We start from the raw sequence: 24,432 nt of genomic DNA on the forward strand, positions 1-24,432 counted from the left end.
CGGACGTACCCGTCCGTCCCACGCGTCACAGTCGGGTGCCGGAGATCCCGGGCATGCCGCGGAGCGAGACCCGAGGGCCTCGCTCCGGGAAGGGTGCTGGCGAGCGGCTCAGCCGACCGGCTGGGACCGCCGCACGGTGACGGTCGGCACGCGGGCGGCGACGGCCGCCGCGCCCCGCGCGGTCAGCCTCGCCACCCGGCGTGCGAGTGCGACGGCGGCCAGCAGGCCGACGGGCACGGCCACGAAGTCGAACGCATCCATCACGGCGTCCTTGGTCACGAACGCCAGGGAGACGCCGAAGATGCCGAGCAGGACGACGGTCGAGAGGATCCCCGACCCACGCGAGCCCTTGCCCTTCCACGGTTCGCCGCAGTGGGCCATGTCCGGGTCGCAGTCAGGAGTGAGTGCGCTCATCGCGGCCTCCCTCGAGGGCCGCACACGCGGCCCGGTGACGTTGGTCACATCCACGATACGGCGAGAAGGCCCTGGTCTCAACCCCTGGACCGATGCGATCGGTTCGTCCCAGACATCGGCAGCTCGGAGCATGCGACGGCGCCCGCCCCCGAACCGCAGGGGCGGGCGCTGCCGCGAGGCTCAGCTGGCCTTCTTGCGGGTCCGCTTCTTCACCGGGCCCGCCGCAGCGGCGGCGACGGCGTCCGGGTCCAGCATCGGCCGCAGGTACCGGCCGGTGTGGCTGGCCTCCACGGTGGCCAGGAACTCCGGCGGCCCCTCGGCGACGACCGTGCCACCGCGGAAGCCGCCCTCGGGGCCCATGTCGATCAGCCAGTCGGCGCTCTTGATGACGTCGAGGTTGTGCTCGATCACGATCACCGAGTTGCCCTTGTCGACCAGGCCCTGCAGCACCAGGAGCAGCTTGCGGATGTCCTCGAAGTGCAGGCCGGTGGTCGGCTCGTCGAGCACGTAGATGCTGCGCCCGTTCGAACGCTTCTGCAGCTCGCTGGCCAGCTTCACCCGCTGCGCCTCGCCACCGGAGAGGGTGGTGGCCGGCTGACCGAGCCGCACGTAGCCCAACCCCACCTCGGTGAGGGTGCGCAGGTACCGGGCGATGGCCGGGATGGCCTCGAAGAAGTCCGCGGCCTCCTCGATCGGCATGTCGAGGACCTCGGCGACCGTCTTGCCCTTGTAGTGCACCTCGAGGGTCTCCCGGTTGAACCGGGCGCCCTTGCACACCTCGCAGGGCACGTACACGTCGGGCAGGAAGTTCATCTCGATCTTCAGCGTGCCGTCGCCGGAGCAGGCCTCGCAGCGGCCGCCCTTCACGTTGAAGGAGAACCGGCCGGGCAGGTAGCCGCGGACCTTCGCCTCCGACGTCTGGGCGAACAGCTTGCGCACGTGGTCCCAGACGCCGGTGTAGGTCGCCGGGTTCGAGCGCGGGGTGCGGCCGATCGGCGACTGGTCGACGTGCACGACCTTGTCGAGGTGCTCCAGGCCGGTGACCGTGCGGTGCCGGCCGGGCACGAGGCGCGCGCGGTTGAGCTCGTTGGCCAGGACGCTGTAGAGGATGTCGTTGACCAGGCTCGACTTGCCCGAGCCCGAGACGCCCGTGACGGCGACCAGCATCCCGAGCGGGAAGGTGACGTCGACCCCCCGCAGGTTGTTCTCGCGGGCGCCCTTGACCACCAGCTCGCGGCCCGGGGTGGGCTCGCGGCGCTTCTCCGGGACGACGATCTGCTTGCGCCCGGACAGGTAGGCGCCGGTCAGCGAGCGCTCGGAGGCCAGGAGCTCGTCGACGGTGCCGCTGACGACCACCTCTCCCCCGTGCTCGCCGGCGCCGGGGCCGATGTCGACCACCCAGTCGGCGACCTTGATCGTGTCCTCGTCGTGCTCGACGACGATGAGGGTGTTTCCCATGTCCCGGAGCCGGACCAGCGTCTCGATCAGCCTGGTGTTGTCGCGCTGGTGCAGACCGATCGATGGTTCGTCCAGCACGTAGAGGACGCCGACAAGGCCTGAGCCGATCTGGGTGGCGAGCCGGATGCGCTGGGCCTCGCCACCGGCGAGCGTGGCCGCCGGCCGGTCCATCGAGAGGTAGTCGAGGCCGACGTCGACGAGGAAGGACAGCCGCGCCTGGATCTCCCGCAGCACGCGGTCGGCGATCGCCGCCTCGCGCTCGCCCAGCTCCAGCGCGCCCAGCCACTGCGACGCCTCGCCGATGGACAGCCCGGTCACCTCGGCGATGGACCGCCCGGCGAGCTTGACCGCGAGGATCTCCGGCTTGAGCCGGGTGCCGTGGCAGACGGGGCACGGGACGTCCCGCATGTAGCCCTCGTACTTGTCCTTCATGTAGTCGCTGTCGGTGTCCTCGTGCCGCCGCTCGAGGAACGGCAGGACACCCTCGAAGGCCGCGTAGTAGCTGCGCTCTCGCCCGTAGCGGTTCTTGTAGCGGACGTGCACCTGGTCGGGCGAGCCGTGCAGGATCGCCTTCTGCACCTTGGCGGGCAGCCGCTCCCACGGGTCGTTCATCGAGAACCCGATCTGCTGGGACAGACCGGTGAGCAGCCGGGTGAAGTACTCGTTGCTCATCGAGCTGGACCAGGGGGCGATCGCACCCTGCGCCAGGCTCTTCGTCGGGTCGGGGACGACGAGCTCGGGGTCGACCTCCTTGCGGGTGCCGATGCCGGTGCACTCGGGGCAGGCGCCGAACGGCGAGTTGAAGGAGAACGAGCGCGGTTCGAGCGCCTCGAAGGACAGCCCGTCGTCCACGCACGCGAGGTGCTCGGAGTACGTGCGCTCCCGGTACGGGTCGTCCTCCGGCAGGTCGACGAAGTCGAGGACGACGAGACCACCGGCCAGCCCGAGGGCGGTCTCCACCGAGTCGGTGAGCCGCCGCTTGGCGCTCTCCTTGACGGTGAGGCGGTCGACGATCACCTCGATGGTGTGCTTCTCCTGCTTCTTGAGCTTCGGCGGCTCGGTCAGCGAGTGGATCGTGCCGTCGACGCGGACCCGCGAGAAGCCCTGGGTCTGCAGCGAGCTGAACAGGTCGACGTACTCGCCCTTGCGCGCGCGCACGACCGGGGCGAGCACCTGGAAGCGGGTGCCCTCCTCCATGGCGAGCACCTGGTCGACGATCTGCTGCGGGGTCTGCCGGGAGATCGGCTTGCCGCAGTTCGGGCAGTGCGGCTGACCGGCCCGGGCGTAGAGCAGGCGCAGGTAGTCGTAGACCTCGGTGATGGTGCCGACGGTCGACCGCGGGTTGCGGTTGGTCGACTTCTGGTCGATCGACACCGCGGGCGAGAGACCCTCGATGAAGTCGACGTCGGGCTTGTCCATCTGGCCGAGGAACTGGCGGGCGTAGGCCGACAGCGACTCGACGTAGCGGCGCTGCCCCTCGGCGAAGATCGTGTCGAAGGCGAGGCTGGACTTGCCCGAGCCGGAGAGCCCCGTGAACACGATGAGCGCGTCCCGGGGCAGGTCGATGTGGACGTCCTTGAGGTTGTGCTCTCGGGCGCCGCGGACGACGAGCCGGTCCATGTGATCCCTGTCGGTCGTGGGTCGATGTCGCGGTGGTGCGGGACGGCCGGGGCGGCCGGCGCGCGGTCCGCCGGGTGCAACGGCGGAGCGGCCGGCGCTCGTCCGCCCGGGGGTGTGAGGTTCGCCCGGTTGACGAGCCGGGCGGGCACGCTCAGCCGGCGGTCGTGGCGGTGGGGTCGAAGACCGGCGCGTACCGGCGCCACGGCAGCCGCCGCTCCAGCTCTCCGGCCATCCAGAGTAGACGGCCCTCGGCTCCCGGCGGACCGACGAACTGGACCGGCACCGGAGGTCCGCCCGGCCGTGTTCCCGCCGGCAGCACCGTCGCCGGAAGGCCGGCGAAGTTCCAGGCCGCGGTCCACGGCGCCCAGCGGGCGTTGGCCGTGACGTTGGCCAGGAAGCCGCGCTCGTGCCAGGGCCGCGCGGGCAGCGGCGGGCCGGTCGTCACAGGCGTGAGCAGCAGGTCGACGTCGTCGAAGAAGGCGGTCATCCGCTCCCGGAACCGCTCCTGACCGCGGGGCCGGACCAGGCCGAGCCGCCGCACCACCCGGCCGATGCGGGCGTGCGTGCGGCTGCGCGGCTGCAGCGCCGCCCGGTCGATCCCGAGGAACTCCGCGTCGTCCTCGGCCCCGGCCATCCAGCGCACCAGGGCGCCGGCGGCGGCGCCCGGGGTGATCGGCGGGTTCCGACGGACCACCGTGTGACCGGCGGCGCGCAGCTCGGCGACGACGGCGTCGACGGTCGCTCGGGTGGCGGCGTCGGCCCCGACGCCGGGGATCGGCGAGCGCGTGCTGACCGCGATCCGCAGCGGCCGGCCCGGGTCGGGCAGGTCGACGGGCTGCTCCCCCGCCAGCACCGCGTGGGTGACGGCGAGGTCGGCCACGGTGGTGGCCAGCGCGCCGTTGACCGCCATGCCCGACCAGTCGTCGGCGCCGATGCCCCCCGGGACGACGCCGCGGCCCGGCTTCAGGGTCACGAGCCCGCACGCGGCGGCGGGCAGCCGCAGCGAGCCCATGCCGTCGTTCCCGTGCGCGACGGGCACCGACCCGGACGCGACGGCGGCCGCGCTCCCGCCCGAGCTGCCGGCGGACGACAAGGCGGTGTCCCAGGGGTTGCGGGTCACCGTGCCCGGCCCGTCGGTCGCCGCGTAGAGGCAGAGCTCGGGCGCCCGCGTGATCCCGACGACGACGGCGCCGGCCTTGCGCAGCCGCTTCACCACCGGGTGGTCCTTCGGCTCGGGGCCGGCGTCGCGGGCGGGCGAACCGTCGGTGCAGGTCTCCCCCGCCACCGCCACGTTGTCCTTGATCGCGATCGGGACGCCGGCGAGCGGGAGGGCGAACCGGGCCGGGCTGGCATCGACCGCCGCCGCCTCGGCCAGCGCCGCCTCGCGCCGGATCACCCGGAAGGCACCGATGCGGGCGTCCACCGCCTCGATGTGGTCGAGATGGGCGCGGACCACCTCCACGGCGGTCAGCTCACCGGCGTGCACCCGCGCGGCGATCTCCGTGGCCGTCAGCCCGACGATCCCCGCCCCCGCAGCGCCGTGCCCTGCCGCAGCGCCGTGCCCTGCCGCAGCGCCGTGCCCTGCCGCAGCGCCGTGCCCTGCCGCAGCGCCGTGCCCTGCCGCAGCGCCGTGCCCTGCCGCAGCGCCGTCCTGAGCTGTACCGACACCTCCGCTAGCGTCCATACGAAGGACCGTAACGGCGACCGCCGACACTTTCCGAACGGAGTCCGGATGAGCACCCCGACCTACACGGGCGACGTCGAGGTCGGCGGCCCCGCCGACGTCCGCGAGCTGCCCGGCCTGACCATCAGCAAGGTCGCGGTCAGCGAGATGGCGAACAACGCCTACCTGCTGCGCTGCACCGCCACCGGGCAGGCGCTGCTCGTCGACGCGGCCGCCGAGCCCGGGACGCTGCGGGCCCTGGTCGGCGACGCGGACCTGCGCACGGTCGTCACCACGCACGGCCACTGGGACCACCACCGTGCGCTGCCCGACATCGTCGAGGCGACCGGCGCGACGACGGTCGCCCACCCCGCCGACGCCGCCGACCTGCCCGTCCCGGTGCAGCGGACGGTCGAGCACGGGGACACCGTCGCGGTCGGTGAGCAGGTCCTCGAGGTCGTCCACCTGCGCGGCCACACGCCGGGGAGCATCGCCCTCGTCTGGCGCGGGCCGGACGGCGCCGGCGTCCACGTGTTCACCGGCGACAGCCTCTTCCCGGGCGGCGTCGGCAACACCCAGCAGGACCCGGGGCGGTTCGCCAGCCTGATCGACGACGTCGAGCAGCGGCTGTTCGGCGTGCTCCCGGACGAGACGTGGGTCTACCCGGGCCACGGCAAGGACACCACTCTCGGCGCCGAGCGCCCGGCCCTCCCGGCGTGGCGCGAACGCGGGTGGTGAGGACGCGCCGGGCCTGCAAAGGTGAGCGGCACCCCGCGTACTCGTAATGCTGCTCCGCCGCCCCGTGCTCCGGGACCGCGGCTCGGGTCCCCGGGGCCGCCCGGCACCGGCGGCACGGGCCGCCGGGCACGACGAAGGGGTGCGGATGAGGGATCGCTGGACGAGTTCGGGACGACGGGCGCTCGCAGCCGGGACGGGTGGGGTGCTGGTCGCCCTCGCACTGCCCACCGCCGCCATCGCGGCACCGGGGAACGCCTGCGCCCACCAGGCGAACAACACCTACGACAAGCTGCTCAGCTGCGTGACGCCCGAGGGCGTGCAGAAGCACCTGCAGGCCTTCCAGCAGATCGCGGACGACAGCGACGACCCGGTCTACCCGGGCAGCCGCGCCGCCGGCACGGACGGCTACGCCGACAGCGTCGAGTACGTCGCCGGGCTGCTGCGGAAGGCCGGCTACACCGTGACCCTCGACCCGGTGCCGGTCTCCTTCAGCTTCCCCGCGGAGCTCCGCCAGCTCACGCCCACGGCGGCCACGTACGAGACCGGGGTCTTCAGCGGCAGCGGCTCCGGCACCGTCACCGGACCGGTCGTCCCGGTCGACGTCAACCTCACCGGCACCCGCGCCTCCACCAGCGGATGCGAGGCGTCCGACTTCGACCCGGCGCTCTTCACCGGCGCGAACGACATCGCGCTGATCCAGCGCGGCGGGTGCAACTTCGGCGACAAGGCCTTCTTCGCCGAGGAAGCGGGTGCCGAGGCCGTCGTCATCTTCAACCAGGGCAACACCCCCGACCGCGAGCCGCTGTTCGTCGGCGACGGGTCCACCCGCAGCGACGGCACGCCGGTCACCCACGGCATCCCCGTGGTCGGCGCCAGCTTCGCGGACGGCGCCGCCCTGGCCCGGCCGGGCTCCACCGCGGTCGTGCGCACGGTCGTCGAGACGCGCACCGACTACAACGTCATCGCCGAGCTGCCCGGGAAGAACCGGGACAACGTGGTCATGGCCGGCGCCCACCTCGACAGCGTCATCGAGGGGCCCGGCATCAACGACAACGGCTCCGGATCGGCGGCGATCCTGGAGACCGCCCTGCAGATGGCGAAGTCCAAGCCGGAGAACACCGTCCGCTTCGGCTGGTGGGCCGGGGAGGAGCAGGGTCTCGTCGGGTCGACCGACTACGTCAACGGGTTGACGCCGGCCGAACGCGACCGCATCGCGCTCTACATGAACTACGACATGGTGGGTTCGCCGAACGGCATCTTCATGGTCTACGACGCCGATCAGTCCACCTTCGAGGCGCCGGTGGTCGTCCCGCCCGGCTCCGCGGCGATCGAGGACCTCTACGAGTCGTACTACACATCGATCGGCCGGCCCTACGACGACACCGAGTTCTCGGGACGCAGCGACTACCAGGCGTTCATCGAGAACGGGATCCCCTCCAGTGGGCTCTTCACCGGAGCCGAGGAGGTCAAGACCGCCGAGCAACAGGCCATCTGGGGTGGCACCGCCGGGGAGTCCTTCGATCCGAACTACCACCAGGCCGGGGACGACATCGGCAACCTCGACCTGCGCGCGCTCGACGTGAACAGCGACCTGATCGCCTACGCGATGCTCACCTTCGCGAACTCCACCCAGTCGGTGAACGGGGTGCCGGGCAAGAAGGTGCCGGGTTCCACGCCATTGCCGGCCCCGGCCGGCCCGCAGGGCACGTTCGCCGGTTCCGACGGCGGCGGGCGCGAGAGCGCCTGACGACCCGGGGCATCCCGGGGGTGGGGCGCACGCCCCACCCCCGGGATGCTCAGCTCCGCTCGGCCGGGCCCACCGTCGTGGGCAGCCAGCGCGACCACCAGCGGAGCAGGTGCTCGAACCGCGCCAGCCGGTGCCGGGGCCGTCCCGAGCGGGAGAGCTCGTGCCCCTCCCCCGGGAACAGCAGCAGCTCGGAGGGGACGCCGCGGCGCTGCAGCTCGACGAACAGGCGCTGCCCCTGCTCCAGCGGCGTCCGCCAGTCCTGCTCGGAGTGGATCACCAGGGTGGGTGTGGTGATCGAACCAGCGTGCGCCATCGGGCTCTGGGCGGCCAGCCGCTCCGGGTCCGTGCCGAGGTACTGGTCCGGGAAGTACCACCCGATGTCGGCCGAGCCGACGAACCCGACCGGGTCGGTGAGCGCCCGCTCCACGACCGCGGCAGCGAAGCGGTCGGTGCGGGAGATGAGCAGCGCCGTCAGGTAGCCCCCGTACGAGCCGCCCATGATCCCGACCCGGTCGGCGTCCAGGGCCTCGCCGGTGAGCGCGGCGTCGAGGAAGGCGAGCACGTCGTCGGCGTCGAGGCCGCCCCAGCCCTCGCGGATCGCCCGTCCGTGCCCAGCGCCGTAGCCCGACGACCCGCGCGGGTTGCACTGCAGCACCGCGTAGCCGGCCGAGACGTACACCTGCGTCTCGTCGAACAGGCTCCAGCCGTACTGGGCGAAGGGCCCGCCGTGCACGGTGAGCAGCACGGGGTGCGGCCCGGGTCCGGGCGGCGTGGTGACCCACCCGTGCACGGGGTGGCCGTCGGACGCTGTCGCGGTGAGCTCGACCATCCGGTGCAGCCGGCCGGTGCTCCCCAGTTCGCGGCCGAACCCCGTGAGCAGCCGCCGCCCCGCCTGCGTGAGGGCGACCAGTTCCCCGGCCGACCGGTCGTGTGCCACGGTCGCGACGACGACATCGGCCGCAGCCGCGATGCCCCGCACGGTGAAGGGTCCCTCGACGAGGATCTCCGGCTCGCCCGCGTCCAGCGGCACGCGGAGGAGCTCGACCGATCCGCGCCGCTGCACGCCGACCAGGACCGCACCACCCGCGAGCACGGTCGTCGGGGTGTCGTCACCCCGGTGGTGCACCTCGGCGTCCAGCAGCGGCTGCAGCGCGCCGCCGTCCGCGGGCACCAGGCAGGGCACCGCCTGCCGGGCGACGAAGTCCAGGCCGTCCGGCCCCAGATCCGGCACCGCGGTGACGACGACGGCCGTGCCGTCCGGGGTCCAGGCCGGACGCGAGCACTCCCCGCGGGAGTCGGTCAGCCGGCGCAGACCCGTGCCGTCCGGGGCGACCGCGTGGACGTCGCGCACCAGGTCGCGATCGGCCCGGTCGTGCAGCGCCGAGACGAAGGCGAGCTCGCTGCCGTCGGGGCGCCAGGCGACGTCGGAGCAGTCGCCGGCGCCATCGGTCACCTGGACCGGCGGGGGCAGCGGGGTCGTGTCGTCGGAGAAGTCGCGCGGGAGATCGACGACGAACACCTGGCTCGGTCGGTCGCGGGTGAACCCGACGCCGTCGAGCCGGTACTGCAGCGTGGTGATCAGCCGCGGTGGCTCCGCGGACGGGTCGACGCCCTCGACGGTGCCGTACCGGCCGTGCTCGGGCACGCGGGCGACGTACGCCAGCCGGCGGGAGTCCGGTGACCAGACCGGCGCCCCGGCTCCCAGGTGGTGGTCGGTCAGTCGCCGCGCCGTCCCGCCGGCTGCGGGCAGCAGCATGATCTGCGGCTTCTCCCCCGCCTCGGCCCCCAGGTAGGCGATCCACCGCCCGTCCGGGGAGAACGCGGGGTCGGTGTCGCGCTGCCCTGCGGTGATCGGTCGCGCCGGCGCGGACCCGTCGGTCGGCACCGCCCACAACTGGCTGCGGTAGTCGTCGGCCTCGAGGTCGGGCCGGGTCACGGCGAGCACGGCGATCCGCCCGTCCGGCGAGACGGTCGGCGTTCCCGGGACGCGCAGGAGCGCGAGATCGTGCGGCCGCATGATCGGCGACGCTAACCCAGCGGCGCCCGCGCACCGTCCGTCAGGAGGCGCGGCGGACGCCGCTCCGGCGGGTCAGCGGGGCGTGCCGTCCTGCTCGGTGCCCCGACCGTCGCCGGCGATCCGCGACTCCGCCGCGGCGGCCGCCTCGGGGCCACCGGTGGGGACCAAGCCCGCCGTCGTCGGGTCGACGGCCGGCTCCTCCGCGGTGGCCAGCTCGCCCCGCGTCTTCAGGAGGCTGGCGACCGTCGCCACGACGAGGACCACGAGGATCACCGTCAGCGACAGCCAGGTCGGCACCGCCGGAACGCTCTCCAGCGGCTCCCGGTGACCCATGAACGGGTACTGGTTCTCGTGGATCGCCTCGAGGATCAGCTTGACGCCGATGAAGGCGAGGATCACGGCGAGCCCCAGCGACAGGTAGACCAGCCGCTTGAGCAGACCGCCGAGCAGGAAGTAGAGCTGGCGCAGCCCCATCAGCGCGAAGACGTTCGCGGTGAACACGATGAAGGGCTCGCGGGTCAGGCCGAAGATCGCCGGGATGCTGTCGAGGGCGAACAGCAGGTCCGTCGTCCCGAGCGCCAGGAAGACGATGACCATCGGCGTCCAGAGCTTCTTGCCGTTCTCCGTGACCCGGACCTTCGCCTCGTGGAAGTCCTGGCTCATGGGCAGGACCTTGCGCATCCGCCGGATGAAGCCGTTCTCCTCGTAGTCCTCGTCCTCGCCGCGGTGCCGCACGAGGTTGATCGCGGTGTAGACGAGGAAGGCGCCGAAGAGGTAGAAGACCCAGACGAAGCTCTCGATGATCGCCGCGCCCGCCAGGATGAAGATCCCGCGCAGGACCAGGGCGATGATGATGCCGACCATCAGAGCCTCCTGCTGCAGGTGCCTGGGCACCTTGAAGCGGGCCATGATGATCACGAAGACGAAGAGGTTGTCGACCGACAGCGAGTACTCGGTCAGCCAGCCCGCGTAGAACTCGGTCGCGAACGTCCCGTTCGTGAAGGCCAGCATCAGCAGGCCGAACACGAGCGCCAGCGCCACGTAGAAGCTCACCCAGATGCTGGCCTCCTTGACGGAGGGCTCGTGCGGGCGACGGGCGACGATGGCGAGGTCGGCGACCAGCAGGACGGTCAGCCCCACGAACGTCGCGACCTCGAACCAGACGGGGAGTTCCACGGGGCCTCACTCTACGGGTGCGCCGACGGCCGGACGCCGCCGTGCTCGGGCTGGACACGGCTCCGGCGGGCCCTCCGGAGAGGACCCGCCGGAGCCCGGTGATCAGTGCGTGCCGACGGTGCGGGACGTGCCGTCGACACCGTCGGTGACGGTGGCGTGGGCGCCGGACGGTGCCGACGCCGAGGCCGCCGGGACGGCGACGTGCGCCGCGTCCCTGCGGTTGCGGGCGAGGCTGGCGACCGTCGTGACGACGAGGGTCACCAGGATGACCGTCAGGGACAGCCAGGTCGGAACCTCGGGCACGAACGTCACGTGCTCGCCGCCGTTGACGAACGGCAGCTCGTTGGTGTGCAGCGCGTGGATCACCAGCTTGGCGCCGATGAAGCCGAGGATGACGGCCAGCCCGTAGGACAGGTAGACGAGGCGGTCGAGCAGCCCGTCGATGAGGAAGAACAGCTGCCGCAGGCCGAGCAGGGAGAACGCGTTGGCGGCGAAGACGAGGTAGGTCTCCTGCGTCAGCCCGAAGATGGCCGGGATCGAGTCGACGGCGAAGATGATGTCGGCGGTACCGATCGCCAGCAGCGCGATGGCCAGCGGGGTGATGAACCGCTTGCCGTCGATCCGGGTGGTCATCCGGTCGCCGTGGTACTCGTCCGTCGTCGGCAGGACCCGGCGGGCGAGGCGGAGGACGCCGTTCTCCTGGTAGTCCTCGTCCCCGCTGTGCCCGCCGCTGCGGGCCTGCACCCAGGCGGTCCAGATGAGGATCGCGCCGAAGAGGTAGAAGACCCAGCTGAAGTTCTCGATGGCAGCGGCGCCCACCAGGATGAAGACGGTGCGCAGCGCGAGCGCGAACGTGATGCCGAAGAGGAGCACCTTCTGCTGCAGCTCCCGAGGCACCCCGAAGCTCGCCATGATCAGCACGAAGACGAAGAGGTTGTCGACCGAGAGGCTCTTCTCGGTGATGTAGCCGGCGAAGTACTCGCCGGCGAACTGACCGCCGGCGAAGACGAGCACGAGCACACCGAACACGACGGCGACTCCGACGTACACCGCCGACCAGATGGCGGACTCGCGGAGGGACGGGGCGTGCGGTGTGCGCACGTGACCGACGAAGTCGAAGACGAGCATCGCCACGATCGCGGCGACGGTGATGCCCCACACCCAGACGGGGACGTCCATGGATTACCTCCGGAAACTGGCAGTCGTCAGTGTCCGAAGGTCTCTCCCGTCACCGGCCGAGCCGATGACCGACGGTGCCGGATCCCGGGGCCTGGACGGGCCCGGTCTCGTACTGACGACACCGCCGCTGAGGGATACTCCCCTTCGCGGCCGCGCACGGTCAGGCGGGATCGCCGGCCCGTTCGCGGTCCTCGAAATATACCGCGCGCAACGCTTCTCGGCGCCCCGACTCCGCTGTCCGACCGGCGAACGAGCCGGATCTCACTCGTGGAGGGGGGGGGCTGGCTCAGGCGTGGGCCGCGTCGAACTGGCGCAGCTCCTTCTTCAGTTCGTTCAGCTCGTCGCGCAGCCGGGCCGCCACCTCGAACTGCAGTTCGCGGGCCGCGGAGAGCATCTGCTCGTTCATCTGCGTGATGAGGTCCGCCAGCTCGTTGCGCGGCAACCCCTGGACGTCGATGGCGCCGGCCTTCCCCGCCTTCTTCGACGACAGGCCGGGCACGGGCGACTTCCCGCGGGACTGCTGCCGGCCCGACCCGCCGAGCAGCTCGGCCGGACCGGAGTCCTCCGCCTCGCGGTAGATGCCCTCGAGGATGTCGACGATCTTCTTCCGCAGCGGCTGCGGGTCGACGCCACGCTCGAGGTTGTAGGCGATCTGCTTCTCGCGCCGGCGCTCGGTCTCCTCGATGGCCTGGGCCATCGACGGTGTGATCTTGTCGGCGTACATGTGCACCTGGCCCGACACGTTGCGGGCTGCCCGCCCGATGGTCTGGATGAGGGACTTGCCCGACCGGAGGAAGCCCTCCTTGTCGGCGTCCAGGATGGCGACCAGCGAGACCTCGGGCAGGTCGAGGCCCTCACGGAGCAGGTTGATGCCGACCAGCACGTCGTACTCACCCTGGCGGAGCTCGCGCAGCAGCTCGACCCGGCGCAGGGTGTCGACCTCGGAGTGCAGGTACCGGACCTTGATCCCGAGCTCGAGCAGGTAGTCGGTGAGGTCCTCGGCCATCTTCTTGGTCAGGGTGGTGACCAGGATCCGCTCGTCCTTCTCGACCCGGACCCGGATCTCGTGGACCAGGTCGTCGATCTGACCCTTGGTCGGCTTGACCACCACCTCGGGGTCGACCAGGCCGGTCGGGCGGATGACCTGCTCCACGACCTCGCCCCCGGTCCGCCCCAGCTCGTAGTCGCCGGGGGTCGCGGAGAGGTAGACGGTCTGCCCGATGCGGTCGGTGAACTCCTCCCACTTCAGCGGACGGTTGTCCATGGCCGACGGCAGCCGGAAGCCGTGCTCCACCAGCGTCCGCTTGCGACTCATGTCGCCCTCGTACATGCCACCGATCTGCGGGACGGTCACGTGCGACTCGTCGATGACCAGGAGGAAGTCGTCGGGGAAGTAGTCGATGAGACAGGCACCCGCGGAACCGGGCTTGCGCCCGTCGATGTGCCGCGAGTAGTTCTCGATGCCGGAGCAGAACCCGACCTGCCGCATCATCTCGATGTCGTAGGTCGTACGCATGCGCAGCCGCTGGGCCTCGAGCAGCTTGCCCTGCTTCTCCAGCTCCGCCAGCCGCTGCTCGAGCTCGGCCTCGATGCCGCGGATCGCCCGCTCCATCCGGTCGGGACCGGCGACGTAGTGGCTGGCCGGGAAGACGAAGAGCTCCTGCACCTCGCGGACGACCTCGCCGGTGAGCGGGTGCAGGTAGTACAGCCGCTCCACCTCGTCGCCGAACATCTCGATGCGGACGGCGAGCTCCTCGTAGACCGGGAACACCTCGATCGTGTCCCCGCGCACCCGGAACGTGCCGCGGGTGAAGGACAGGTCGTTGCGGGTGTACTGCTCGGTCACGAGGGTGCGCAGCAGCTCGTCGCGGTCGCGCTCCTCCCCCACCGAGATCTTCAGCGCCCGGTCGACGTACTCCTCGGGCGTGCCGAGGCCGTAGATGCAGGACACCGTGGCGACGACCACCACGTCGCGCCGGGTGAGGAGGCTGTTGGTGGCCGAGTGCCGCAGCCGCTCGACCTCCTCGTTGATCGAGGAGTCCTTCTCGATGTAGGTGTCGGTCTGCGGCACGTAGGCCTCGGGCTGGTAGTAGTCGTAGTACGACACGAAGTACTCGACGGCGTTGTTCGGCAGCAGCTCGCGGAACTCGTTGGCCAGCTGGGCGGCGAGCGTCTTGTTGGGCGCCATGACCAGCGTCGGCCGCTGGACCTGCTCGATCAGCCACGCCGTGGTGGCCGACTTGCCGGTGCCGGTGGCCCCCAGCAGGACGACGTCCTTGTCCCCCGCCTTGACCTTCTCGGCCAGCGCCGCGATGGCCGCCGGCTGGTCGCCGGCCGGCTCGAACTCGCTGACGACGTGGAAGCGCCCCTGCGTGGGCCGGAGATCGGTGGTCGTGCGCACGCCACGACGGTACGTCGGCGGTGTGACAGAACGCGTCGCGAGCGCCCCCCGGCGACCGCTGGGGCAGGCGGTGCGGCCGGGGCAGGGCGGGTACTTGTCTCCTCCGGCGTCCTTCCCTAACCTGCCTCATCGCAGGAGCGGTCACCATCGGGGACCAGCGCCACCCGGGCCTCCACCCGGGCGAGGTCGGCCCCCTCCGCTCGTGCCACCCCGGCCGCCGCCCGGGTGCCCGACGCCCCCCGCGCCCTCCCGGCCCGGGGGGCGTCGTCGTCGCGGGCCCCGCCCCCGGGCCGACGTGCCCGGTCCGGTAGGACGGACAGGACTCACACGCCGTGCAGGTGTGGCGGGCTCCTGACGCGGGCAACGGGTCACCGTCGCCCGTCCCGGCCGGCCGTGCCCGCACGCGCCCGGCCCGCCCCGAGCCCACGGGGCCCCTGCGCAGGAGGAACTCCACACGATGACCCAGGTATGGCCCGGTAGCGCCTACCCCCTCGGCGCCACCTACGACGGCACCGGCACCAACTTCGCGATCTACAGCGAGGTGGCCGAGAAGGTCGAGCTGTGCCTGTTCGACGAGCAGGGCAACGAGGAGCGCATCCGCCTCCCCGAGATGGACGGCTACGTCTGGCACGCCTTCCTCCCCGGCATCCACCCGGGCCAGAAGTACGGGTTCCGGGTGCACGGGCCCTACGAGCCGGAGAACGGGCTGCGCTACAACCCCAACAAGCTGCTGCTCGACCCCTACGCCAAGGCCATCGACGGCCAGATCGACTGGGACCAGGCGTGCTTCGGGTACGACTTCGAGACCAAGGAGCGCAACGACGACGACTCCGCGGCGCACATGCCGAAGTCCGTCGTCGTCAACCCGTACTTCGACTGGGGCGTGGACCGCCCGCCGAAGACCCCGTACAACAAGACGGTCATCTACGAGGCCCACGTCAAGGGCCTCACCATGACCCACCCCCGGGTCCCCGAGGAGCTGCGCGGCACCTACGCCGGCATCGCGCACCCGGCGGTCATCGAGCACCTGCAGGAGCTCGGCGTCACGGCCATCGAGCTCATGCCGGTGCACCAGTTCGTGCAGGACGACACCTTGCTCCAGAAGGGGCTGCGCAACTACTGGGGCTACAACACGATCGGCTTCTTCGCGCCGCACAACGAGTACGCCCAGGCCTCCAACGGCCAGCAGGTGCAGGAGTTCAAGGGCATGGTCCGGGCCCTGCACGAGGCGGGCATCGAGGTCATCCTCGACGTCGTCTACAACCACACCGCCGAGGGCAACCACCTGGGGCCGACGCTGTCGTTCAAGGGCATCGACAACCGGACCTACTACCGGCTGGTCGAGGGCGACGAGCAGTACTACATGGACACGACCGGGACCGGGAACTCGCTCAACGTCCGCGTCCCCCAGTCGCTGCAGCTGATCATGGACTCGCTGCGGTACTGGGTCACCGAGATGCACGTCGACGGCTTCCGCTTCGACCTCGCCTCCACGCTGGCCCGCCAGTTCCACGAGGTCGACCGGCTGTCGGCGTTCTTCGACCTGGTGCACCAGGACCCGGTCGTCAGCCAGGTGAAGCTGATCGCCGAGCCGTGGGACGTCGGCGACGGCGGCTACCAGGTCGGCAACTTCCCCGCGCTGTGGACGGAGTGGAACGGCAAGTACCGCGACACCGTCCGCGACTTCTGGCGCGGCGAGGGCGGGACGATCGGCGAGTTCGCCGACCGCATCTCCGGCTCGGCCGACCTGTACCAGCACTCCGGGCGGCGTCCGGTCGCCAGCATCAACTTCGTCACCGCGCACGACGGCTTCACGCTGAGGGACCTCGTCTCCTACAACGAGAAGCACAACGAGGCCAACGGCGAGGGCAACAACGACGGCGAGAGCCACAACCGGAGCTGGAACGGCGGCGTCGAGGGCGAGACCGACGACCCGCAGGTCCTGCACCTGCGCGCCCGCCAGCAGCGCAACTTCATCGCCACCCTCATGCTGAGCCAGGGCGTGCCGATGCTGCTGCACGGCGACGAGCTGGGCCGCTCGCAGGGCGGCAACAACAACGGCTACTGCCAGGACTCGCCGCTGACCTGGATCGACTGGGAGAAGGTCGACGACGGCCTGCTGGAGTTCACCAAGAAGGTCACCCAGCTGCGCTGCGACCACCCGACGTTCCGCCGTCGCCGCTTCTTCCACGGCCGGCCGGTGCGCCGCGGCCTGGGTGAGCCGGTCCCGGACATCGCCTGGCTCACGCCCGAGGGCGACGAGATGGGCGACGAGGACTGGGACGTCGGCTACGCGAAGTCGCTCGCCGTCTACCTCAACGGCGTCGGCATCCGCGAGATGGACGAGCGCGGGGAGTACGTCACCGACGACCACTTCTACCTGGCGTTCAACGCCTCGGACCAGCCGATCGAGTTCACGCTGCCCGGTGAGGACTACGGCCAGAGCTGGACGACGGTGCTCGACACCGCCGAGATGGACGAGGTCGAGCCGGTCCAGCTGAAGCCGGGCGAGACGGTCACCGTCGACGGCCGCGCGATCGTCGTGCTCACCGGGCCTGCCCTGTGAGCGGGCAGAGGCGTGAGCATCGCAGCGAGGAACGAGCGAGGAGCGGAGCGGCCCGCGTGAGCGAGGGGGGAGCACGATGACCGGGCCCGTCCTGGCTCCCGACGAGGAGCCTCGCCGCGGCGTGCCCTCGGCTACCTACCGCCTCCAGGTCCACGCGGACTTCCGGCTGCAGGACGCCGCCGAGCTCGCCGGTTACCTGGCCGACCTGGGGGTCTCGCACGCCTACTCCTCCCCCCTGCTGCGCTCGGCCGAGGGCAGCAACCACGGCTACGACACCGTCGACCACGCGCACATCGACGAGGCGCGGGGCGGGCGGGAGGGCTTCGACCGGTTCGTGGGCGCGCTGCACGAGCACGGCCTCGGCCTGGTGCTGGACCTGGTGCCCAACCACATGGGGGTCGACGACCCGGCGGCCGCGCCGTGGTGGTGGGACGTCCTCCAGCACGGTCGGGCGTCGGAGCACGCCGGCGCCTTCGACATCGACTGGGAGTTCGGCTCCGGCAAGGTCCGCATCCCGGTGCTGGGGTCGGCGGACGACGTCGAGGAGCTGGAGCTCGTCGACGGTGAGCTGCGCTACTACGACAACCGCTTCCCGATCGCTCCCGGTACGGGTGAGGGCACGCCCCAGGAGGTGCACGCCCGGCAGAACTACGAGCTGGTCGACTGGCGGCGCGCGGACTCCGACCTGAACTACCGGCGGTTCTTCGCGATCAACACCCTCGCCGGTCTCCGGGTGGAGGACCCGGCCGTCTTCGACGCCACGCACGAGCTGGTGCTGCGGCTCGTGCGCGACGGCGCCGTCGACGGGCTGCGGATCGACCACCCGGACGGGCTGGCCGACCCGAAGGGCTACCTCGACCGGCTGGCGGAGGCGTCGGACAACCGGTGGACCGTCGTCGAGAAGATCCTCGAGCCCGGTGAGGACCTGCCCGAGGGGTGGGCGACGGCGGGGACGACGGGGTACGACGCGCTGGCCGAGGTCGACGAGGTGCTGATCGACCCCGCCGGCGAGGCCGCGCTGACCGCGTTGGACACCGAGCTCGCCGGCGAGCGGGTGGACTACGCGCAGCTGGTCCACGACTGCAAGCGCGAGGTGACCGACGGGATGCTGGGCTCGGAGGTGGCCCGGTTGGTGCGGGTCATCGGCGACCTCCCGGGCGTCGACACCGCGCAGCAGACCGAGGCGCTGGCCGAGCTGCTGGCCTCCTTCCCGGTCTACCGCAGCTACCTGCCCGACGGCCGGGAGTACCTGGACCGGACGGTCGCGGCGGTGCGCGAGCGCCGTCCCGACCTGACCGCGGCGCTGGACGCCCTGCACCCGGTGCTCTCGCAGGCCGGCACCGAGGCGGCCACCCGCTTCGAGCAGACCAGCGGCCCGGTCATGGCGAAGGGCGTCGAGGACAGCGCCTACTACCGGTGGGCCCGGTTCGTCGCCCTCAACGAGGTCGGCGGCGACCCGACCGAGTTCGGCAGCACGGTCGCTGCCTTCCACGATGCGCAGCGGCGCCGGCTGGAGCGGCGGCCGAGGTCGATGACCACCCTCTCCACGCACGACACCAAGCGCAGCGAGGACGTGCGCGCCCGCCTGGCCGTGCTCGCCGAGCTCCCGGGCGAGTGGGCGGGGCTGGTCCGCGGCTGGCTGACCCGGCACCCGCTGGCCGACCGGTCGCTCGCGCACCTGGTGTGGCAGAACCTGGTCGGGGCGTGGCCGCTCTCCCGGGAACGGGCGCACGCCTACGTGGAGAAGGCCGCCCGCGAGGCCGGCACCTCGACCACCTGGACCAACCCGGTGCAGGAGTTCGAGGAGCAGCTGCACGCGCTGGTCGACGTCGCCTACGACGACCCGGCGACGACCGCGGAGATCGAGGCGTTCGTCGCCCGCATCGCGCCGCTGGGCCGGTCGAACTCGCTGGCGCAGAAGCTGCTGCAGCTGACGATGCCCGGCGTGCCGGACGTCTACCAGGGCACCGAGCTCTGGGACTACTCGCTGGTCGACCCCGACAACCGTCGTCCGGTCGACTACGCGCTGCGGCGGGAGCTGCTCGCCCGCCTGGACGCCGGCGAGGTGCCCGAGGTCGACGAGACCGGTGCGGCCAAGCTGCTCGTGGTCTCCCGGGTGCTGCGCGCGCGCCGGGACCACCCCGAGTGGTTCGCCGGGTACTCCCCCGTCGAGGTGACCGGGTCGGGCGCCGACCAGGTCGTCGCGTTCGACCGGAGCGGCGAGGACACCGACGGCGTCGTCGTGGTCGCCACCCGGTTGCCGGCGAGGCTGGCCGACCAGGGCTGGGGCGACACCGCGTTGCAGCTGCCGAACGGCGCCTGGCGGGACCTGCTCACCGGCGGGCGCGTGGTTTCCGACGTCGCGGGCATCGCCGCCGACGCGCTGCTCGCGAAGCTGCCCGTGGCCGTCCTCGTCCGCGACTGAGCACATGGTCGTCCTCCGGACGACACCGCGGCCAGGAGCCGTCCCCGAGCGAGCGGAGCCCCCGCGACCGCTCCTCGGGGAGCCTCCGGCCCCCGCTCGTCACGGTCAGAAGCGGATCGCGTCGATGACCTTGGCGCGGACGGCGATGATCGCGGGCAGCAGGCCGGCGAGCGCACCGACCGCGGTGGCCGCGACCATCCCCTCGATCGCCGCGGCCACCGGGAACCCGGGGGCGTCGGCCAGCGGGATGCCGTCGTTGAACCACTGCTCGATCGGCAGGTTGCGCACCAGCACGATCGAGGCGCCGACGGCGGCGACGCCGGCCAGCGCGGTGGCGCACACGCTCTCCAGCATCACCGCGGAGAACACCCTCCCGGAGGTGGCGCCGAAACTGCGCCGGACGCCGATCTCGCGGATCCGCTGCCGCACGGTGACCAGGCCGATGTTGAGCACCCCGAGGCCACCGAGCACCAGGACGACCACGCCGGCGCCCCGGATGGCCAGCCGCAGCGTCGCCAGGGTCTCCTCCATCCCGTCGGCGTCCTGCCGGTAGGCCTCCACCTGCGCCCCGTGCAGCGCGAGCCCCAGGTCGCGCGAGACGGTCTCCACCACCTGCTCGGCCTGGTCCGGGTCGACCCAGATCTCCAGGTTCGTGGGGCCGCCGTACATGGCCTGCACGGGGTCGACGGTCCCCGCCTCGCCCCAGGGCCCACCGGACCGGTCCACCCGGTAGACGACGAGGTCGCCGCCGTACCCCTCGCGCACGACCCCGACGATCGTCGCCGTCACGGGGGTCGGGCCGCCGAGGACGACGGTCGGCCGGGAGGAGAGGTCGGGGACGCCGAGCGCCTCGAGGAACGCCTCGTTCACCACCAGCGCGGGGCTCAGCGAGCTCCGGTCGCCCTCCCGGAACCACCGCCCCTGGACCGGCTCCTTGCGGTGCAGCTCGCCGTAGGACGGGGAGACACGCATGGTCTGCACCTGCTGCGTGCCGCCGGGCAGCCGGTAGAGGCCCTGGCCGTAGGCCAGGCTCGCCGACGCCGTGATCCCGTACCGGTCGATCAGCTCGGCGACGGCGGCGTCCCACTCCTCCGCGGCGGGCGGGGTCCCGGTCATCGGGTCGAAGGCCTGGACGGCGATGGTGGCCGACCGGCCGCCGTTGCGCTCGGCGTTCTCCTGCTGCACCTGCGCGACGATCAGGCCGAGCGCGGTCACGGTGGTCATGGCGAACACCGCCAGGAAGACGCCGACCAGCGAGAGCACGACCCGGCTCTTGTGGACGCGGACCTCGTCCCACGCCTCGGACAGCGCGCCGAGGACGCCGGTCACGCCGTCCCCCGGTCGGTCGTCGCGGCCCCCAGCGACCCCACCTCGACCAGCGGGGTGAGCCGGCCGGCATCCAGCCGGAAGCGGCGGCTCGCCAGGGCGGCCACCGAGAGGTCGTGGGTGATGGTGACGAGGGCGGCGCCGTTCTCGGCGGTGGCCTGGGCGAGCAGCGCCATCACCTGGGCGCCGGTCTCCACGTCCAGGGCGCCGGTCGGTTCGTCGGCGAGCACCACCCGCGGGGACCGCAGCAGCGCGCGGGCGATCGCCACGCGCTGCTGCTCGCCGCCGGACAAGCGCTCCGGCACCTGGTCGGCGCGGGCGCCGAGGCCCACCCGGTCGAGCATCTCCGCGGCGGTGCGCCGCCGGCGGAAGAAGTCGCGCCCGCGGGCGTAGAGCAGCGGCGCGGCCACGTTCTCGACCGCCGTCCGCCGCGGGAGCAGGTTGAACTGCTGGAAGACGAAGCCGAACACCTCGCCGCGCAGCCGCGACCGGCGCCGCGCGCGGAGGTGGTCGGTGGGCTCGCCGTCGAGCAGGTAGCTGCCGGACGTCGGGGTGTCGAGCAGCCCGAGGATGTTGAGCAGCGTCGACTTCCCCGAGCCGGAGCGCCCGACGATCGACACGTGCTCCCCCGGGGCGACGTCCAGGTCGACGGCGGTGAGGATCGGCAGCACGCTGCCGTCGGGCAGGTCGACCTGCCGGCTGATGCCGGCGAGTGAGAGCAGGCTCATCCGTACGGCCCGCCCATCATCATGTCCTCGTCGACGGTGTCGTCGGGGACGGGGACGAACTGCAGCACCTGCTCGCCCTCGCTCAGTCCTTCCCGCACCTCGATCCGGTCGCCGTCGCTCAGGCCGAGCGCGATCGAGCGCTGCTCCTGCGCGCCGTCCTCTCCCACCACCCAGACGTTGCCCTGCTGCACCGAGCCCTGGACCGCGGTGATCGGGACGACCAGCACGTCCTCCGCGGTCCCCGCGTTCACCGCGACGGTGGCGGCCATGCCGGCGAACACCGTCGTCCCGCCGGGGACGGTGCACCGCGCGGTGGTGCCGCCGCCTCCGGCACCCGGCACGCCCATCGGCCCCCCGCCCGGCGCGGGGTCCCCTCCGGAGGGGGCGGCCGGAGCACCCAGGGTGAGGCCGGTGCAGGTGAACGGGGCCGGCCCGCCCTGCACCGTCACCTCCGCGGTGGACGGCGGTGCGAGCAGCCGGAACTGCTCGGCCTGGGTCAGCGACGCGGTGACCGAGAGGCTGCCGGGCGCGATCTCGCCGATCTTGTCCCCGACCGCCACCACCTGGTCGACCAGGTGGTCCATCGAGGAGACGGTCCCCCCGCTGGGCGCCGGGACGGTCACCGTCCGGACCTTGGGCGGCCGCGGCGTGACCGTCGGGTTGCCCTCGGCGTCGGTCCCGGTCGTGGGCTGCACCTGCTCCTCGACCCGGATCTCCAGCAAGGCCTGGCCTGAGGTGACCGTCTTCCCCTTGTCGGCCAGGATCCGGCGGACGGTGCCCGCGGCGGTGGCCTTGACCGTGACCGGGTCGTCGGCGACGACGGTGCCGGTGACGGTCACGGTGTTGGCGACGGTCCCGCGCTCGACGGGCACGGTCGGGGAGGAGAGGTCGAGCACGGGTGCCCCCGGGCCCGCTCCCGCCTCCATGCCGCTCCCGCCGCGGAACGCCAGCACCACCAGCGCGACGGCGATCACCGACCACACGAGCAGCCGCAGCGCGGGGAAGACGAGGGTGCGGACCGTGCCCACGGTGACCTCCGACGGATAGGGCACCGAGCGGTACCGGTGGCGCGGGAGACTAGCGGGTGAGAGGCCGGCCACGGAGGGTTTTCGTCGCGGCACGCGGGTGACCGCCGTCCCGCGCTCCGGATGGTTGGGACGCCCGAACGCGGGCAGGACTCCCCCGCCCCCCGCCGTCCCCGATTCCCGGAGGCCCCCGCATGCCCGCTCCCGTCGAGTTCGCCGTCTGGGCGCCCCTGCCCGAACGCGTGCGAGTGCAGGTCGACGGCACCGTCCACGACATGCGCAGGGACGACGGCGGCTGGTGGCGTACCGAGGTCGAGGCCCGGCCGGACGCCGACTACGGCTTCCTCCTGGCCGACGACGAAACGCCCCGCCCCGATCCGCGCTCGCGCCGCCAGCCCGAGGGCGTGCACGGGCTCTCCCGCCGGTTCGACCCGTCCGCCTACGCGTGGGGCGACTCCGCCTGGACCGGGCGCCCCCTGGCCGGCGGCGTCGTCTACGAGATGCACATCGGGACCTTCACCCCCGAGGGCACGCTCGACTCGGCGATCGAGCGGCTGGACCACCTGGTCGACCTCGGCGTGGACTTCGTCGAGCTGCTGCCGGTGAACGCCTTCAACGGCACGCACAACTGGGGCTACGACGGCGTGCTCTGGTACGCGGTGCAGGAGACCTACGGCGGCCCGGAGGCCTACCAGCGGTTCGTCGACGCCTGCCACCAGCGCGGCCTCGGCGTGATCCAGGACGTCGTCTACAACCACCTCGGCCCGTCGGGGAACTACCTGCCGCTGTTCTTCCCGATCTTCGCCGAGGGCGGCTCCAACACCTGGGGCGACTCGATCAACCTGAGCGGCCCGGACTCCGACGAGGTGCGCCGCTACATCCTCGACAACGTGCTCATGTGGCTGCGCGACATGCACGTCGACGGTCTGCGGCTGGACGCGGTCCACGCCCTCGTGGACGAGCGTGCCACGCCGATCCTGGAGGAGATGTCGGCCGAGGTGGACAAGCTCTCGGTCGCCGTCGGCCGGCCGCTGACCCTGATCGCGGAGAGCGACCTCAACGACCCGCGGATGGTCACTCCCCGCGCGGCCGGGGGCAGCGGCATCCACGCCCAGTGGAGCGACGACTTCCACCACGCGCTGCACACCACGCTGACCGGCGAGGGGCAGGGCTACTACGCGGACTTCGCCGAGGCGGGTCTCGGCGGCCTCGCCAAGACGCTGACCGGCGCCTTCTTCCACGACGGCAGCTGGTCGAGCTTCCGCAAGCGCTCGCACGGCCGCCCCGTCGACACCGCCCGGCTGCCCGGCTGGAAGTTCCTCGGCTACCTGCAGGACCACGACCAGATCGGCAACCGGGCCACCGGCGACCGGATCTCCGAGACCCTCTCCCCCGGGCTGCTCGCCGTCGGCGCGACCCTGGTGCTGACCGCGCCGTTCACCCCGATGCTGTTCATGGGCGAGGAGTGGGGTGCCCGCACCCCGTGGCAGTTCTTCACCAGCCACCCCGAGCCCGAGCTCGGCGAGGCGACGGCGAAGGGGCGCATCGGCGAGTTCGCCGAGCACGGCTGGGACCCCGAGATCGTGCCGGACCCGCAGGACCCGGAGACCTTCACCCGCTCCAAGCTCGACTGGTCCGAGCCCGGCAAGGAGCCGCACGCCCGGCTGCTCGGGATCACGCGGACGCTGCTGGCGCTGCGGAAGCAGCACCCCGACCTCGTCGACCCCGACCTGTCCGCGGTCGAGGTCAGCTGGGACGACGAGGACCGCACGATCACCGTGCACCGCGGCGCGCTGCGGGTGGTGGCCAACCTGGCCGGTCAGCCGCGTCCGGTGGCCCTGGACCGCGCCGCGGCCGGCGTGGTCTTCTCCACCGGTGACGAACCCCAGCTGGACGGGACGACAGTGACCCTCCCCGCGGAGAGCGCGGCCATCCTGTCCACCCGCTGA

At 72.2% G+C, this 24,432-nt stretch carries 16 protein-coding genes; 5 read left to right on the plus strand and 11 right to left on the minus strand.

The window, feature by feature from the left end; translation table 11 throughout:
* Positions 1–108: 108 nt before the first annotated feature.
* The 4 genes from DQ237_RS02640 to DQ237_RS20055 form a co-directional block, all read right to left on the minus strand.
* Positions 109–414 (minus strand): hypothetical protein, encoded by a 306-nt coding sequence (locus DQ237_RS02640; protein ID WP_113796799.1) that lies wholly within the window; start codon positions 412–414, stop codon positions 109–111.
* Positions 415–594: 180 nt separating this feature from the next.
* Entirely contained in the window at positions 595–3,492 is a 2,898-nt protein-coding gene (gene uvrA / locus DQ237_RS02645; RefSeq protein WP_113796800.1) for an excinuclease ABC subunit UvrA, read from the minus strand.
* Positions 3,493–3,643: 151 nt separating this feature from the next.
* Positions 3,644–4,978, minus strand: coding sequence for an amidase (locus DQ237_RS02650; RefSeq protein ID WP_240619347.1), 1,335 nt, complete (start codon positions 4,976–4,978; stop codon positions 3,644–3,646).
* Positions 4,979–5,001: 23 nt separating this feature from the next.
* On the minus strand, positions 5,002–5,160 hold the full coding sequence (locus DQ237_RS20055) for a hypothetical protein (RefSeq protein ID WP_240619348.1): 159 nt from the start codon (positions 5,158–5,160) through the stop codon (positions 5,002–5,004).
* A gap of 64 nt (positions 5,161–5,224) precedes the next feature.
* Here DQ237_RS20055 and DQ237_RS02655 point away from each other — a divergent pair, with 64 nt between their 5' ends.
* Together DQ237_RS02655 and DQ237_RS02660 are read left to right on the plus strand one after the other, a co-directional pair.
* A complete protein-coding gene (locus DQ237_RS02655; protein WP_113796804.1) occupies positions 5,225–5,893 on the plus strand; it encodes an MBL fold metallo-hydrolase in 669 nt (222 codons plus the stop codon).
* Positions 5,894–6,095: 202 nt separating this feature from the next.
* Entirely contained in the window at positions 6,096–7,640 is a 1,545-nt protein-coding gene (locus DQ237_RS02660; RefSeq protein WP_205730039.1) for a M28 family metallopeptidase, read from the plus strand.
* Between the two features lie 49 nt (positions 7,641–7,689).
* Here DQ237_RS02660 and DQ237_RS02665 read toward each other — a convergent pair whose 3' ends face one another.
* The 4 genes from DQ237_RS02665 to uvrB form a co-directional block, all read right to left on the minus strand.
* Positions 7,690–9,657, minus strand: a complete 1,968-nt coding sequence (locus tag DQ237_RS02665) for a S9 family peptidase (RefSeq protein ID WP_113796806.1) — start codon at positions 9,655–9,657, stop codon at positions 7,690–7,692.
* A 72-nt stretch (positions 9,658–9,729) separates the two neighbouring features.
* Positions 9,730–10,833: a TerC family protein gene (locus DQ237_RS02670; protein ID WP_113796808.1), complete on the minus strand. Its 1,104-nt coding sequence runs from the start codon at positions 10,831–10,833 to the stop codon at positions 9,730–9,732.
* A gap of 102 nt (positions 10,834–10,935) precedes the next feature.
* The gene (locus tag DQ237_RS02675) at positions 10,936–12,012 is read right to left on the minus strand and encodes a TerC family protein (RefSeq protein WP_113796810.1); all 1,077 of its coding nucleotides are present in this window, start codon (positions 12,010–12,012) and stop codon (positions 10,936–10,938) included.
* Between the two features lie 286 nt (positions 12,013–12,298).
* Positions 12,299–14,413 (minus strand): excinuclease ABC subunit UvrB, encoded by a 2,115-nt coding sequence (gene uvrB / locus DQ237_RS02680; protein WP_113796812.1) that lies wholly within the window; start codon positions 14,411–14,413, stop codon positions 12,299–12,301.
* Between the two features lie 457 nt (positions 14,414–14,870).
* Here uvrB and glgX point away from each other — a divergent pair, with 457 nt between their 5' ends.
* Positions 14,871–16,979 carry a glycogen debranching protein GlgX gene (glgX, locus tag DQ237_RS02685; RefSeq protein ID WP_113796814.1) on the plus strand — a complete coding sequence of 703 codons (2,109 nt, stop codon included), beginning with the start codon at positions 14,871–14,873 and terminating at the stop codon, positions 16,977–16,979.
* Positions 16,980–17,055: 76 nt separating this feature from the next.
* On the plus strand, positions 17,056–19,404 hold the full coding sequence (treY, locus tag DQ237_RS02695) for a malto-oligosyltrehalose synthase (RefSeq protein WP_113796816.1): 2,349 nt from the start codon (positions 17,056–17,058) through the stop codon (positions 19,402–19,404).
* Between the two features lie 105 nt (positions 19,405–19,509).
* Here treY and DQ237_RS02700 read toward each other — a convergent pair whose 3' ends face one another.
* Genes DQ237_RS02700 through DQ237_RS02710 form a run of 3 tightly spaced genes read right to left on the minus strand, consistent with a single transcriptional unit; the run spans position 19,510 to position 22,510 of the window.
* The gene (locus DQ237_RS02700; RefSeq protein WP_113796818.1) at positions 19,510–20,733 is read right to left on the minus strand and encodes an ABC transporter permease; all 1,224 of its coding nucleotides are present in this window, start codon (positions 20,731–20,733) and stop codon (positions 19,510–19,512) included.
* Positions 20,730–21,458: an ABC transporter ATP-binding protein gene (locus DQ237_RS02705; RefSeq protein WP_113796820.1), complete on the minus strand. Its 729-nt coding sequence runs from the start codon at positions 21,456–21,458 to the stop codon at positions 20,730–20,732. The genes DQ237_RS02700 and DQ237_RS02705 overlap by 4 nt, the downstream gene beginning before the upstream one ends.
* The gene (locus DQ237_RS02710) at positions 21,455–22,510 is read right to left on the minus strand and encodes an efflux RND transporter periplasmic adaptor subunit (RefSeq protein ID WP_113796822.1); all 1,056 of its coding nucleotides are present in this window, start codon (positions 22,508–22,510) and stop codon (positions 21,455–21,457) included. The genes DQ237_RS02705 and DQ237_RS02710 overlap by 4 nt, the downstream gene beginning before the upstream one ends.
* Before the next feature lie 167 nt (positions 22,511–22,677).
* On the opposite strand from DQ237_RS02710, the gene treZ reads away from it, so the two are divergent.
* On the plus strand, positions 22,678–24,432 hold the full coding sequence (gene treZ, locus DQ237_RS02715; RefSeq protein ID WP_113796824.1) for a malto-oligosyltrehalose trehalohydrolase: 1,755 nt from the start codon (positions 22,678–22,680) through the stop codon (positions 24,430–24,432).

It is taken from the genome of Blastococcus sp. TF02-8, from assembly GCF_003319175.1.
In the GTDB taxonomy this organism is placed as follows: Bacteria; Actinomycetota; Actinomycetes; order Mycobacteriales; family Geodermatophilaceae; genus Blastococcus.